This window comes from Paraburkholderia sediminicola, assembly GCF_046027825.1.
Lineage (GTDB): Bacteria > Pseudomonadota > Gammaproteobacteria > Burkholderiales > Burkholderiaceae > Paraburkholderia > Paraburkholderia sediminicola_D.
Map to the genome: position 1 here is coordinate 30,238 of NZ_JAQQDU010000052.1, position 13,411 is coordinate 43,648.

Consider the following 13,411-nt stretch of genomic DNA (forward strand, 5'->3'; position numbering starts at 1 on the left):
TCAGAGATCCTTGCTGCAATCGCGCGGCGTAATACCCTTTTCTTTGGCGTACGCGTTCGCTGACTTCTCGATGATCGGGCGCAGTAGCGCACGATCCGCCTGGACCCAGCCGCTGATGACTTTCCATTGCTGGCCGTCCCATTGCTGGAAGCGTACGGCGCCGCCGCCCTCATGATCCGAGCACGACAGTTTCAGCGGTTGAACCAGACCGTACGCGCCCAGTTGCTTAAGACGCGCGTCGTCGAGATTCAAATGCTCGAAACCCCAGCGCACCTGTTCGCCCGTAAGCGGTTTGTCGCCGAACTTGGCCTGAGCCACGCGCAACGCTTCGACGTTGAGAATGCCGTTGACGACGCCCAGGTTGTAGTACACGGTGCCGAAGCGAGCGGGGTCTTTCAGGTTGCCGTTGCCGGGTTTGATCACATACTGATTGATCGCCTGAAGCACCGGGAAATCGGTACCCGACGGATGCGTCGTGATCGAAATGAAGCCCTTTGCGGCGTCGCCTGCCGGACGCGCATCTTCTTCCGAATTGCTCCAGATATTGCCGATGATGTGATTTGCCGGGAAGCCTACCTTCTGCGCCGACTTCAACGCGACGGGATTCATCACGCCCCAGCCTCGCAGAATCACCCAGTCCGGATTGATCCGGTGGATGGTGAGCCACTGCGAGCCTTGCTCGTTACCCGGGTGCGGAACTTCGATCTGCGTGAGCTCGAAACCGTATTTTTTAGAGAGTGCATCGAGTACGGGAATCGTCTCGCGGCCATAGGGAGAGCCGTGATAGAGCACCACGATCTTCTTGCCTTTGAGCTGATTCAACCCGCCCGACTGCTGACCGATATAATTGATGATTGCCGAGACTTCGCTATACGGGTTGAGTTGAAGCGGAAACACGTACGGAAACACCGCACCGTCGGTGGAATCCGTGCGACCGTGGTTGATCGTGATCAGCGGAATCTTGTCAGCGGTCGAACGGTCGAGCGTCGCATAGGCGATCCCGACAGAGAGTGGATTGGTCGCGGCAGCCGGCGCGCCATTCAGGCCGCCCTTGAGCCGCTCGTAGCACTCCACGCCTTTCTCAACGACGTATTCAGTTTCGCATTCGCTCCACGTGAGCTTGACCCCATTGACGCCGCCATCGCGCTTGTTGATGAGGTTCATATAGTCGATGAAGCCGCCGAAGAAGCCGCTGCCGCCTGCGGCGTACGGCCCAACGCGGTAGCTTTGCAGCGGAAAGTATTCTTCGCCCGAGGCCTGCGCGGTGGGCGCAAACGCGGTGGTGAGGGCAAGCGTCAGGCCTGCGGCAGCAGCGATGCGCGAGACCGTCCCACGCCTTTTAATGGAGTCGATGAAATTCATGCTGGATAGACCTTGAATGTATAGGCGATGGTTAAAAGAGCGATGGATAAAATCGGAGTCATGCGCGCAGCGGCCAGTCGCGCAGACGGTTCCGCGCGGTCTGAACCAGTCTTGCGAGCCCGTCCGGTTCCTTGATGAGAAAAAAGATGATCAGCGTGCCGAAGAGGATCTTCTGCAGGTTCTGCGACTGACCGGCTTCGATGCCGACGCTGGCGAGCGTGCCCGCTGCATTCGAAAGAAGAATGGGCAGCAGCACGATGAACGCCGCCCCCAGAAAATTTCCGCCGATGCTCCCCATGCCGCCAATGATGATGATGAACAGCACCTGAAACGACAGATTGAGATCGAAGCCGTGCGGTTCGACCGTACCGAGATAGGCAAATGCCCACAACGCGCCAGCAATGCCGATCACGAATGAACTCAGCGCGAAGGCGAGCAACTTGGTGCGGCCGACCGGAATGCCGATCACGCGCGCGGCGGTATCCATGTCGCGCACGGCCATCCAGCGGCGGCCGAGTTCGCTGCGCACGAGGCGGCCCGCAAAAATGAACAGGACGGTGGTGACGCCAAGTACGAGCAGATAGCGTGCAGCCGGCGTGTCGATTTTCCAACCGAACGCGGTGAGGCGCGGCGCGCTGAGTACGCCCGAGGTGTCGTCATTGGAGAACCAGCTGACCCGGGTAAAAATCCATTCGACAAAGAACTGCGCGGCCAGTGTCGAGACGATCAGATAGAAGCCCTTGATACGCAGACTTGGCAAACCGAACACGGCGCCGACCGCGGCAGTGATCAATCCCCCGAGCAACAGATCGACGACCAGCGGCAACTCTGGCACACGCACCATCAGGTTGTAGGTGGCATAGGCGCCGACCGACATGAACGCTGCGGAGCCGAGCGAGAGTTGGCCCGCGTAGCCAGTGACCAGGTTCAGTCCCAGTCCTGCGAGCGACAACACGAGAAACGGAATCAGAATCGCGTTGAGCCAATAGTCGTTGCCGAATAGCGGCACGACGATGAACGCGATCACTGCGAGAATCGCCGTAAGCAATAACTTCGGCAGCAGCGATGGCAGCGAGTGCGGTTTGAACGTGCGCGGCGCGCTCAGCGTGGCGAGGGGAGATGACATAGCTGGCCTCACACGCGTTCGACGGCGGGCTCGCCGAACAGACCCACAGGCCGCGCGAGCAGAAACAGCATCGCGAGCAGATAGGGAAACCAGTTTTCGATGCCGCCGCCGAGCAGGCTGCCAACATAGACATCGGCAAGCTTCTCCGATGCGCCGATCAGCAAACCGCCGACGATCGCCCCGCCAATCGACGAAAACCCGCCAATGATCAACACCGGCAGCGCCTTCAGCACCACCAGCGACAGCGAAAACTGCACGCCGAGCCGGGCGCCCCAGAGGAGCCCCGCCACGAGGCTGACAAAGCCGGCCAGCGCCCATACGACCGCCCACACACGCGGCAGCCGTATGCCAATGGCGAGAGCGGCGAGCGGATCGTCGGCAACCGCACGCAGCGACAACCCGAGTCGCGTGCGATTGGTCAGAAGAGACAGGCCGATCACCAGCACGCCGGCGGTTGCCGCGGCAAAGATGTCGAACTGGCTGATCATGACGCCCGCTACGTTCAGCGGTTTGTCATCGATACCCAGATCCAGTCCATGCACCTGGGCGCCCCAGAATAACTGCGCAGCGCCTTCGAGAATGAAGCTCAAGCCGAGCGTCGCCATGAACAGGACAATCGGCGGGCGGTTCACCAGCGGCCTTAGCACGAGCCGGCCGATCAGCAATGCAATCAGCACCAGTGCCGCTAGCGTGACGCCGAACGCAAGCACGGGATTCACATGCCGTTCAACCAGACTCACGTACGTGAGCGCGCCGAACAGCACCATCGAGCCCTGCGCGAAATTGAACACGCCGGACGCTTTGTAAATCAGCACGAAGCCGATCGCGACCATCGAATACATCACGCCCGCCAGCAGTCCGCCGACGAGTACTTCGAGGAAAAATCCCATGTTGTTTAATCTCTCAGTGACGGGTGCCGAGATAAGCGGCCAGTACGGCCGGGTTGGTGCGTACATCGGTAGGGGCGCCGTCGGCGATCTTCTTGCCGTAATCGAGCACCACCACGTGATCCGACAAGTCCATCACCACACCGATGTCTTGCTCGATGAGTACGACGGTCACGCCGAATTGCGTGTTGGCGTCGAGCACATAACCGGCCATTGCGCGCTTTTCGTCCGCATTCATGCCGGCCATCGGTTCGTCGAGCAGCAAGAGACGCGGCTCGGCGGCGAGGGCACGGGCCAGTTCGACGCGCTTCTGAACGCCGTAAGGCAGCGTGCCGACAGTGATATGCCGATAGCGCTGCAAGTCGAGCGCTTCGATCACGACTTCGGCATAGCGGCGTTGCACCGTCTCATCGCTGCGCGCGCGGCCGATGTTCAAAGTCTGTTCAAACCATGTGCTGCGCCGATGCGGATTGCGGCCGGTAAGCACGTTGTCGAGCACGCTCATCCGGCGAAACAGCGCAATGTTCTGAAACGTGCGGGCTATGCCGCTGTGCGCCGCGTGATAAGGATTCATGCGCCGATAGGCGCGGCCGTCGAAATGCACGCTGCCTTGCTGGGGTTGATAGACGCCGTTGATCACGTTGAGTAGCGAGCTTTTGCCCGCGCCGTTCGGACCGATCAGCGCGCAAATTTCACCCGTGTGCACAGCGAAGCTGATATCGGTGACCGCTTTCACGCCTTTGAACGACAGCGAGATATGGTCGAGCGAGAGCAAAGTGTTTGAGGACGAAGTCATTGAACGTTGGGTCATGCATCAATAAGCCGGTTGTTCCGATGCGCCGTCTGCTGCATAGCGCTGCGGCGCCACCGTCTGAAGCTCAGGTTCGACACGCCGCCAGTCACCGGTATCGGGCCAGGCGCGCACATCGACGCGTAATGTGTCGAATAGCGCGGCGGTTTTTTCGTCGAGCGGCGGCCCGATAACGAGTGCAGCACGGGTGCGCGAGAAGCCGATCACTTCGCGTAACGGACGGGTGATGAGCCACCAGGTCAACGCACGAGTAAGCGGGCCGCCCTGTCTGCGCTGCGCACGGTTGATCAGACGGCGTCGCCATGATCGTGCACCGGGCAAACGGTCATCGACGAGTTGTGCCACCCGCGCATAGGTTTCGTGGGTGCCTGCAACCAGTGTCGGTGCGAGTTCGCGGCGATCGTTGTCGCGGGTCGCGAGCGACTCCGGAAAATTCAGGCGAAAGCCGCTCAGTAGCCAGGGCGCAATCAGGTAACGCGCCTGGGAGGCGGCGGCGAATGCGCGTGCGGCAAATGCTTCGTCGTCTGCGTTCAGCTTCTCGGTGGCGACGAGTTGCTGTGCTTCACGCACCAGCGTCGCATGTGGGAAACGCTGTTCGACGAGTTGCCCATCAGCGTTGAGGCGCACGAAAGCGAATGCGTCGTCATGGGCGCGGGCGGTGGATGCAAAGCCACCCTCGTTGTGGACCGACAAAGCGCGATAGTCGGTCACGGCAGGATGCGGATGCGGCGAGAGATTGCGCGGATTGGCGTCAATCACGCGCAATCCTTCGTGCGTCAGCAGGCGATCTATCTGACTATCGTCTTCGGCGAATGCGAAGCGTGGGGCGATATGCGTGAGCACCGAGCGCAATGCGTCGTCGGCGAGTTGCGGGTCGAGCGGCATCGCGACACCACCGTTCCACTGCGCCGCTAGCGACAGTAGCAGCGCCTCCTCGCGCGGATGACTGACGAGCAGCAGCGCGTCGCCCGCCGCAAAGCCCTGCTGTGCGAGACCGGCGGCCAGTTGCTCGACCGCCGCCGCGACGTCTTGCCACGACAACGCGTGCCATGCGCCCAGCCACTTGTGCCGCAATGCGATAGCGTGTGGCCGACGCTGCGCCTGATGGCGCAGCCAGTCCGGTAGCGTCTGCGGCTGTGCGTTTGTCATGATCAGGCGGCCTTAGCCTGCTGCTTGAGTTCGAGTTCACGCACCAATGGCAGGACCCGCTTGCCAAAGTACTCCACCTCTTCGATGAAATGGAGGAAGCCAGTCAGCACGAGGTCCACGCCGACCGATTTCAATTCGACGATGCGCTCGGCGATCTGCTGCGGCGTACCGATGAGATTGGTGCGGAAGCCGTCGTTGTATTGCACGAGGTCTTCGAAGCTCGACTTGGCCCAGTTGCCTTCACCTTCCGGCGAAGCCTTGCCGGCCTGTTTGACGGCGTCGCCGAAGGCATGCACGGCTTCGACGTGCGCATGCTTGATGATGTCGGCGAGCATGGCCTTGGCCTCTTCTTCGGTATCACGGGCGATCACGAAGGCATTCACGCCGATACGTACCTTGTGATTGTTCTTTGCGGCCTTGGTCTGAATATCGTCGATCTGCGTTTTCAGGTTCTCCGGCGTATTGCCGTTGGTGAAGTACCAGTCGGAGACGCTGGCAGCGTTGTCGCGTGCGGCGCGTGAACTACCGCCCTGGAAGATCTCCGGATGCGGCTTTTGCACAGGCTTGGGGCTCAGTGTGTAGTCGTTGAAGCGGTAGAAGTCACCCTTGAAGGTGAAGTTATCCTGGGTCCAGATGCCCTTGAGCGCCTGAATGAATTCGTTCGAGCGGCGATAGCGTTCGTCGTGTTCGAGCCACGGTTCGCCGATCGCGGTGAACTCGCCTTTGAACCAGCCGCTCACCACATTGATCGCAATACGGCCATTGGAAATATGGTCGATCGTGGCCAGTTGCTTGGCGACGACGGCGGGGTGCCACGGACCTGGCAGAATCGCAGCCAACACCTTGAGTTTTGTTGTCGCGTGCAAAAGGGCCTGGCTGAACGAAACCGACTCGTGCTGATATTCCGCACCGTATCCGGCGGTGAAGCGGATCTGGCTCAGCGCGTACTCGAAACCCGCTTTCTCCGCGGTTTGTGCGAGCTTCTGGTTGTACTCGAGACTCCAGTCCGTGCGTTGCTCGATCGTGCTGACGACCAAGCCGCCACTGACGTTGGGCACCCAGTAGGCGAATTTGACGGCATCGACGTGAGAGGGGTTCTGGCTCATGATATTCCTGATGATTGGATAAAGAGGTCTATGCAGCCAGCGTTGCGGCTTGCGGGAAAGAAGCAGGGAGTCGTCCGGCATGCAGCCATGGAAGCGCGCGTGTCACCGCCAATGCAATGCGTTCTTCCAATGCCGGGTTCGAGATCGCATAGCCGCTAAAATCCGCTTCGGACGCGTACACGCCTATCGGCAGCGTGCGAGCCTGAAAAAAGCTGAACAGCGGACGCAGTTGATGATCGATGACGAGCGCGTGACGATCGCTGCCGCCCGTTGCGGCGAGCAGAACCGGCACGTCGACCAGCGCCTCGTGATGCACGAGATCGAACAGATGCTTGAAGAGTCCTGTATACGACGCGCGATAGACCGGGCTCGCGACCACCAGTAGGTCCGCCGATTCAATCGCCTCGATGTGTGCTTGCACGTCAGCGGGGACGTGCGAGCGATGAACCGCACCGGCGAGGCGTGAGGCGATCTGCCCTAGCTCGACGAGATGCGTGTCGATCGGCAGTGAGCCGCCGAGCGTGGCAAGCAGACGTTCGACCACCACAAGGGTGCGCGATGGCCGTTGCAATCCACCGGAGACGGCGACCACGTTCAATCTTTTGCTCATTCGAACGATCCTTTCAGGCGAAAGTGAATTAATCGGGTGTACAGCTTATTTAGCGAATACCGTGCCATCCGGCTTTGCGTGAACAGGACGGGTTAGTGGCGAATAGGCGGGCCAACGGCAACTGCGCGCCAAGTCAAATGGCATAACCGGTTGCGGCAGTTGCTCCTGCGCATATCGCGGTGGCATGGAACCAATGCAGGCTGACGTATGAAGCTGGCGAAGCAAAATGGTCTTTGCGCTGCTGCTGGAGAAGCAACTGTGCGTTCAGGCGATGGGCGTGCAGGCTTTCAGTATTCCAACAGGCCTGCTGCGTGGGAGGCGGTGAGTGAGGGTAGTGCTGACGCAGAGGCAGCATTTATGACGATGCTGCTGCGTAAGCAGCAATTCGACTTTGGTTACCACAACAAATTGCATCGAAGGTCGCGGTAGATGGTCAGAATACGTTTCTCGGGAAGCAGTGCCGATCGATGCCGTTCAACCCCGATCAACCCCCATCAGCCGTCAGATGACGGTCCACATCCGCACGTAGCGGAGTGAGTATCTTTACCCCTATGAATTCAACCTACGTACTGCCGGACACGCCGGCTTCCCTGTCACCGGGCGATGAGGCAGCATCGGTCACTGAATCGCCTTTGCAGATCGCGCAGCGGCTCGCCACCACATTTGCGCTAACCGCTGCCGAGCGCGACGCCCGAGGCGGAACGCCGAAAGCGGAGCGGGACGCATTGCGCGCTAGCGGTCTTCTTGCGATGAGTATTCCTGAGGCGCATGGCGGCCTTGGAGCCAACTGGCGGCAAACGCTGGATGTGGTGCGCACGCTTGGCCGGGCCGACAGTTCGCTCGGTCATGTATTCGGCTTTCACCATCTGATGCTCGCGACGGTGCGTCTGTTCGGTTCGTCGACGCAATGGCGCGCCTGGTTCGAGCAGACTGCCCGCCGCCAATGGTTCTGGGGCAATGCGTTAAATCCGCTCGATGAGCGGGCCGTGAGCCACTCGCACGCGGATTGGCGGGAGTTCAGCGGGCAGAAGAGCTTTTGTTCCGGTGCGCTCGATTCGGAAATGCTGATTGCTTCCGCGCGAGACGCCGGTACCGGAACGCTGCTGATCGCGGCAATACCGACTGGGCGCACAGGTATCTCCGTCGCGGAGGACTGGAACAACATCGGCCAACGGCAAACGGACAGTGGCACGGTGACGCTGGAAAAGGTCCGCGTGGAGAACCACGAGATTCTGACCGACCCCGGGCCGCTGTCGACACCTTTTGCCTGCTTGCGTCCCTTACTCGCCCAACTGATCCTGACGAATGTCTATCTCAGCATCGGCGAAAGTGCGTTCAACGACGCCCGTCATTACACGCTTCATGAGGCGCGTCCGTGGCATACGTCCGGCGTGCAATCCACCGCAGCGGATCCTTACATCCTCGGCCGGTACGGCGAATTCTGGGCGGGTCTCGAGGCGGCGCGTCTGTTGACCGACCGCGCGGCAGATCGCTTCGATGCGGCCTGGGCCCGAGCGGATGCACTGACTGACGCCGAACGTGGCGAAGTAGCGTTGGCGGTCGCAACGGCCAAAGTTGCTGCCACAGAAATCGGGTTCACCATCTGTACCCGTATGTTCGATGTGGCCGGAGCGCGTGCAACGCATGGCGCGCTGAGACTGGACCGTCACTGGCGAAATTTGCGCACCCATACGCTTCACGATCCGCTCGCCTATAAGCTTCGGGAAATCGGCGAATGGACCCTGACGCAACGATATCCGACGCCGAGCTTCTACTCATGAACTATTCACTCAATCACGTGTTACCGGACCGATCAGCCATCGCGCGAACGGAAGCGCCGCCTTTATTGACGATGCCCAACAAGCGTACGCTGACCACCTCCATTCGAGCGACTGCCCAGATCTTCTCGGACCCGCAATCGCTGGCTTTACTCGAACGTATGCGCATGGTGGCGCCGAGCGACGCCAACGTGCTCGTGATCGGCGAGACAGGGACGGGTAAAGAACTGGTCGCCCGCCATGTACATAACCTGAGTGCGCGCAAGGACGGCCCGTTTGTGGCGGTCAATTGCGGGGCGTTCTCCGAGTCGCTGGTGGAGAGTGAATTGTTCGGCCATGAGAAAGGCGCGTTCACCGGCGCGTTTTGCGCCAAACCCGGCTGGTTCGAAGCGGCCAATGGTGGGACGCTGTTTCTGGACGAGATTGGCGATTTGCCGCTGTCGATGCAGGTCAAGCTGCTGCGCGTTTTGCAGGAACGTGAGATCGTGCGGCTCGGCTCGCGCAGAAGCATTCCGATCGACGTGCGCGTGCTGGCGGCCACCAATGTGCATCTGCAGGACGCAGTGGCGGCGGGCCATTTTCGCGAGGACCTGTTTTATCGCCTGAACGTCGTGCATCTGGCCGTGCCGACGCTGCGCGATCGGCCCGGCGATATATTGCCGCTGGCCCGCTACTTCATTGAAGAGTATCGAAACCGGCTGGGCTACGGGCCGGTGGACATCGAGCCGCGAGCGGAGCGAAAGCTGCTGGAGCATAGTTGGCCCGGCAACATCCGCGAACTTGAGAACGTCATCCACTACGCGTTGCTGGTGTGCCGCAGCGATTCGCTAGGCGAGGGCGATCTGCAGATGTCGTCGTTCGGGATTCACGCCGCGCGGCGGGTGACCAGTGAACCTGTTGCATCTACGCCGCTGGAAGGGCTGGAGGGGGCGTTGCGTCATCTTTTCGATAACGCGGAAGGCAACCTGTTCGAACAGATCGAAGACACGGTAATGCGCGTGGCGTTCGACTTCTGCTACCGGAATCAGATTCAGGCCGCGAGGCTGCTGGGCATTAGTCGCAATGTGTTACGGGCGCGGCTGATCCGCGCCAAGCAGATTTCCGCGCAGAAGTAGACTCACATGCGTGATGGCGAATGTAGTACTTCCTTCTTGCGTGCGTCTAGAAGTCGAAGCGGACCGGCCGCGAGACCGGTCCGCCTGTCGCTGCGTGCCGCGGCGGAAGCCGACTAAGTAGCGGTTCTGCTGTTGCCGATCTGCCAGACGAAGGGAGGCTCTTTGCCGTTGATTTCCCAGTCACCCACGATCCGCTCCTTGTAGATCAGCGGGTTGTGTGATGCAGCGGTGCGAGCGTTTCGCCAGTGACGGTCCAATAGTTTGTTCTCGCTAGTGCCCGAAGCACCGAGCGCGTTGAACAGGTCGGTGGTTGCCTGCAGAATCAGACCGGCCACGGCGACCTGGGCTTTTGCCGATTCGATTTCGGCCGCCACGTTCGCCGCGTGTTCAGCATCGCGGTCTGCGCCGAAGCGCGTTTCGTACGCTCTTTGTGATGGCTCCGCGGCTCGCACAGCGGCCGCCTCCGCTGCGTACACGCGTGCTGCTATTTGCCCCACCACCTGCTGCACCTGGGCGTCCTCACTGACGCGTGGCGCGTTGCCGTGGCTGTAAACCCGAGTGCGTTTGCGGACTTCGTGCGAGATGTCACGCAACGCAGCGCGTCCCGTACCTGCAATCACGGCGATCAGCACGAGTTGATAGAACGCCGTCTGGTATTTGAAGCGCGTGGAGAAGTCGATGATGTTCTCTTCATCGACCACTGCGTTCTCGAATACCGACGTTCCGCTTCCGGTGGTGCGTTGGCCGAAGCCATCCCAATCGTCGCTTTGTTTGACGCCCGACTGTCGTGTGCTTACCGCTGCGATGACATCGGCGCCGTTGTCGTCGCGCTGGGCATAGACGTCGATCCAGTCGGCGAAGATGCTGCCCGTGCTGTAGTACTTCGTTCCGTTGACGACCCACTGGTTGTCGCTGCGCGATACACGCGTGATCACATCGCCTATCTTGACCGCGCCGACTTCGGTCCACGCATTGCCGACAATTTCACCTGCCACAAAGCGTTGCAGCCATTTTTCCCGCGCAGCGCCGGGCGTGGCATTGATCCTGTCTTCGACGAAGGCGAAGTGCCCGCGCAACGCTTGCGGCAAGCTCGAGTCGGCTTCGGCGAGTTCGATCAGGAGTTGCACGAGTTGCGGAAGTGACGCGCCAGCGCCACCGAATTCGGGCGGCACTCTGATGGCGCCGAACCCGGCATCCTTCAACCAGACAATCTGCTCGTACGGAAGCGCACGAGTGCGCTCGCGTTCGAGCGCGCCTTCCGCGATGCGGTTGAAGATTGGCCTGAACCTGGCGGCCAACTGTTCATAGTCGGTGCCGTACGAAAGTGGCAATTTATTACGCTGGATTTGTGATGTCATGCGCCTGCTCCAAGGTCAATGTGGGGAATGAGGCAGAGCGATCTGGCTCTCGTCGTAATGAATAGAGAGCACATGACATGCCATCGTGCTAACGGTCTATTGACCCTGATGAATCGAAAGAGCAGAGAATTTTCGCTGCTGGCGCCGAAGCAGTGTGCTGATGAACTGCTTGCCTGGGAGCAGCGGACAGCACTGTCGCGCCAGATCATCCACTGAAGCTGAGGCCGAACGTTCGCAACCGCAGATTGGAGAACGTCTGCCTGGAGGCCCGTGGTGGACACGTCAGCCCCGTTTGGTGAAAGTCGGCTTCGAACTGGGCGCCGTCGTACGCTCGACGAACGGCTGGCTCATCGTCGCCGCGCCGCTCGTGTCGCAATCGGTGAACTTTGCTCCTCAGGAAAACATCGAGCGCGTGTAAGCCATCAAGCGAGGCACAATCTCGTCTTCCAGGCGCGCAACGGTCCAGTCCCGTTTCGGAGCGGACACCACCATTGCGCCAAGCACCTGACCATCGGCTTTGACGATCGGCGCGGCGACATTGACTTCGAACATGATCGATTGCTGGTCGGTGAAGGCATAGCCCTTTTCGCGAGCCGTGGTGATGATCCGGCGCAGAGCGCTCTTGTCGGTGATCGTGAACGGCGTGATGGCCTTGGGCGCACTGTTCGCAATCACGTCATCGAGTCGATCATCGTCCAGCGTTGAAAGCATCGCGATGCCACCGGATGTACTGAGCATAGGCAGCCGTTCACCAATGAAAGCGGTGTGGAAGTCGGCGTGTGGATGGCTCTGTACATGCAGCAAGTGCACGATGTCTTCATCCGCAGACATGCAGAACGAGCAACGCAGCCCACAGTCGTCACGGAGCTGAACCAGACGTGGCCATACCGTCTTGATGACGCGGTTGCTCATCTGAAAATTGAACAGCATGTCGAGCGTCTTCACGGTCAGCCGGAAGGTTTTGTGCCGCGCATCTTTCTCGACGTAGCCACGTGCCATCAGCGTGTCGACGATTCGCTGGACGGTTGCTATCGGAAGTCCGGTCAGGCGGTGCAGGGCGGTCAGCGTAGGTACCGAGTTGGCGGGCGTGAACGCTTCGAGGACCCGGAAACCGCGCGCGACCGACGCGATGAGCAACGGATCGTCTTCGTCTTCTTCGGGGGCTGGCAACGCGTCCTTGCCCTCGGCAGGGCGCGATACCGTGCGCGACCACGTCTGGATCCTGAGATTGGAGAGCGCGCGTGCGGTGGCCAGCACGGGCTGCACAAACTGGCTTACCAGATCGTCCTCGCTCACTTCGCCAAGCCATCCGGATACCGATACGGCGGCAAGACACTCACCGCTCGCGTCGAGCACGGCGGCGCTGATCGTTGTTAAGTCGTTGACGCTGCTGCCGGCTTCGAGGACATAACCGCGCGCAGTTGTGTCTGCCAGCGTGCGCTCGCAGGCGGCCTGCTCATCGGGCGTCAAGCCGGGATTGGAAACCTCCGCCAACTCCGCAATCCGTTCGGCCCGGACCTCGGCAGGCAGGCGCGACAGCATCGCGCGCCCGGGCGCGGACGCGAGCGCCGGCAAGCGTTCGCCGATCGGCGCCATCGCGCGTGAATCGGCTGCGGACGGCACACGCGCGAGGTTGACGATGTCCGCTCCCTGCATCACCCACAAGTCCGCGCGCAAATGCGTGCGTGCGCTCAGATCGACCAGCGCGGGCATGGCCAGATCGATCAGGTGATTCGTGCTGATGAAGGTGTGCGCGATGCACGCGCTCCGGTACGTCAGCGACAGCGCCGACGACACCTCGTCGCGGTGCAGATAGCCGCAGCGCACGAGGGTATGCGTGATGCGTTGCGCGCTGCTGCGGTTCATGCCTGTCAGGGCGGCAATTTCGGTAATGCGCAGATCCGGCGCCGCTGGGCCAAACGCCTCAAGCACCGTCAGCGCTTTGTCGAGCGCGGCGATCTGAGAACGATGGTCTTCACTCATTAGGGGTTCCTCCAGGGGCGGCAAAAATCGATTGACATCGACTTTTGGTCGAACAATGATTGTGTCAATCGAATATCAGTAATGATAATCGCATTGCGGTAAAACGTCAAGTGTTCACAGCAAAGC

At 60.5% G+C, this 13,411-nt stretch carries 12 protein-coding genes; 3 read left to right on the forward strand and 9 right to left on the reverse strand.

The window, feature by feature from the left end:
• The 7 genes from PQQ96_RS25660 to msuE are packed head-to-tail and all read right to left on the reverse strand — an operon-like array spanning nt 1 to nt 7,051.
• Complete coding sequence (locus tag PQQ96_RS25660; RefSeq protein ID WP_408297881.1) at nt 1-1,362, reverse strand: ABC transporter substrate-binding protein; 1,362 nt, start codon at nt 1,360-1,362, stop codon at nt 1-3.
• Nucleotides 1,363-1,420: 58 nt separating this feature from the next.
• A complete protein-coding gene (locus PQQ96_RS25665; protein WP_408297883.1) occupies nt 1,421-2,488 on the reverse strand; it encodes a branched-chain amino acid ABC transporter permease in 1,068 nt (355 codons plus the stop codon).
• Between the two features lie 8 nt (nt 2,489-2,496).
• Nucleotides 2,497-3,378, reverse strand: coding sequence for a branched-chain amino acid ABC transporter permease (locus PQQ96_RS25670; RefSeq protein ID WP_408297885.1), 882 nt, complete (start codon nt 3,376-3,378; stop codon nt 2,497-2,499).
• A gap of 13 nt (nt 3,379-3,391) precedes the next feature.
• Nucleotides 3,392-4,171, reverse strand: coding sequence for an ABC transporter ATP-binding protein (locus tag PQQ96_RS25675; protein ID WP_408297887.1), 780 nt, complete (start codon nt 4,169-4,171; stop codon nt 3,392-3,394).
• 18 nt (nt 4,172-4,189) lie between these two features.
• On the reverse strand, nt 4,190-5,335 hold the full coding sequence (locus tag PQQ96_RS25680; RefSeq protein WP_408297889.1) for an AMP-binding protein: 1,146 nt from the start codon (nt 5,333-5,335) through the stop codon (nt 4,190-4,192).
• Nucleotides 5,336-5,337: 2 nt separating this feature from the next.
• Entirely contained in the window at nt 5,338-6,441 is a 1,104-nt protein-coding gene (gene sfnG / locus PQQ96_RS25685) for a dimethylsulfone monooxygenase SfnG (protein ID WP_408297891.1), read from the reverse strand.
• 28 nt (nt 6,442-6,469) lie between these two features.
• Nucleotides 6,470-7,051 carry an FMN reductase gene (msuE, locus tag PQQ96_RS25690; RefSeq protein WP_408297893.1) on the reverse strand — a complete coding sequence of 194 codons (582 nt, stop codon included), beginning with the start codon at nt 7,049-7,051 and terminating at the stop codon, nt 6,470-6,472.
• A gap of 551 nt (nt 7,052-7,602) precedes the next feature.
• Here msuE and PQQ96_RS25695 point away from each other — a divergent pair.
• Together PQQ96_RS25695 and PQQ96_RS25700 are read left to right on the forward strand one after the other, a co-directional pair.
• Nucleotides 7,603-8,832, forward strand: a complete 1,230-nt coding sequence (locus tag PQQ96_RS25695) for an acyl-CoA dehydrogenase family protein (protein WP_408297895.1) — start codon at nt 7,603-7,605, stop codon at nt 8,830-8,832.
• Nucleotides 8,829-9,944, forward strand: a complete 1,116-nt coding sequence (locus tag PQQ96_RS25700) for a sigma-54 interaction domain-containing protein (protein WP_408297897.1) — start codon at nt 8,829-8,831, stop codon at nt 9,942-9,944. Before PQQ96_RS25695 ends, PQQ96_RS25700 begins: the two co-directional genes overlap by 4 nt.
• Nucleotides 9,945-10,057: 113 nt before the next feature.
• Here PQQ96_RS25700 and PQQ96_RS25705 read toward each other — a convergent pair whose 3' ends face one another.
• Nucleotides 10,058-11,302 (reverse strand): acyl-CoA dehydrogenase family protein, encoded by a 1,245-nt coding sequence (locus PQQ96_RS25705; RefSeq protein WP_408297899.1) that lies wholly within the window; start codon nt 11,300-11,302, stop codon nt 10,058-10,060.
• A 295-nt stretch (nt 11,303-11,597) separates the two neighbouring features.
• Here PQQ96_RS25705 and PQQ96_RS25710 point away from each other — a divergent pair, with 295 nt between their 5' ends.
• Nucleotides 11,598-11,720, forward strand: a complete 123-nt coding sequence (locus PQQ96_RS25710; protein ID WP_408297901.1) for a hypothetical protein — start codon at nt 11,598-11,600, stop codon at nt 11,718-11,720.
• Here the strand turns inward: PQQ96_RS25710 and PQQ96_RS25715 are convergent.
• Entirely contained in the window at nt 11,696-13,285 is a 1,590-nt protein-coding gene (locus PQQ96_RS25715) for an IclR family transcriptional regulator (protein WP_408297903.1), read from the reverse strand. The genes PQQ96_RS25710 and PQQ96_RS25715 overlap by 25 nt on opposite strands.
• Nucleotides 13,286-13,411 lie beyond the last annotated feature (126 nt).

Coding starts and splice junctions, on each gene's coding strand:
- PQQ96_RS25695 (WP_408297895.1), top strand. CDS start 7,603: ATGAATTCAACCTACGTACTGCCGGACACGCCGGCTTCCCTGTCACCG.
- msuE (WP_408297893.1), bottom strand. CDS start 7,051: ATGAGCAAAAGATTGAACGTGGTCGCCGTCTCCGGTGGATTGCAACGG.
- PQQ96_RS25680 (WP_408297889.1), bottom strand. CDS start 5,335: ATGACAAACGCACAGCCGCAGACGCTACCGGACTGGCTGCGCCATCAG.
- PQQ96_RS25665 (WP_408297883.1), bottom strand. CDS start 2,488: ATGTCATCTCCCCTCGCCACGCTGAGCGCGCCGCGCACGTTCAAACCG.
- sfnG (WP_408297891.1), bottom strand. CDS start 6,441: ATGAGCCAGAACCCCTCTCACGTCGATGCCGTCAAATTCGCCTACTGG.
- PQQ96_RS25700 (WP_408297897.1), top strand. CDS start 8,829: ATGAACTATTCACTCAATCACGTGTTACCGGACCGATCAGCCATCGCG.
- PQQ96_RS25715 (WP_408297903.1), bottom strand. CDS start 13,285: ATGAGTGAAGACCATCGTTCTCAGATCGCCGCGCTCGACAAAGCGCTG.
- PQQ96_RS25705 (WP_408297899.1), bottom strand. CDS start 11,302: ATGACATCACAAATCCAGCGTAATAAATTGCCACTTTCGTACGGCACC.
- PQQ96_RS25675 (WP_408297887.1), bottom strand. CDS start 4,171: ATGACTTCGTCCTCAAACACTTTGCTCTCGCTCGACCATATCTCGCTG.
- PQQ96_RS25670 (WP_408297885.1), bottom strand. CDS start 3,378: ATGGGATTTTTCCTCGAAGTACTCGTCGGCGGACTGCTGGCGGGCGTG.
- PQQ96_RS25660 (WP_408297881.1), bottom strand. CDS start 1,362: ATGAATTTCATCGACTCCATTAAAAGGCGTGGGACGGTCTCGCGCATC.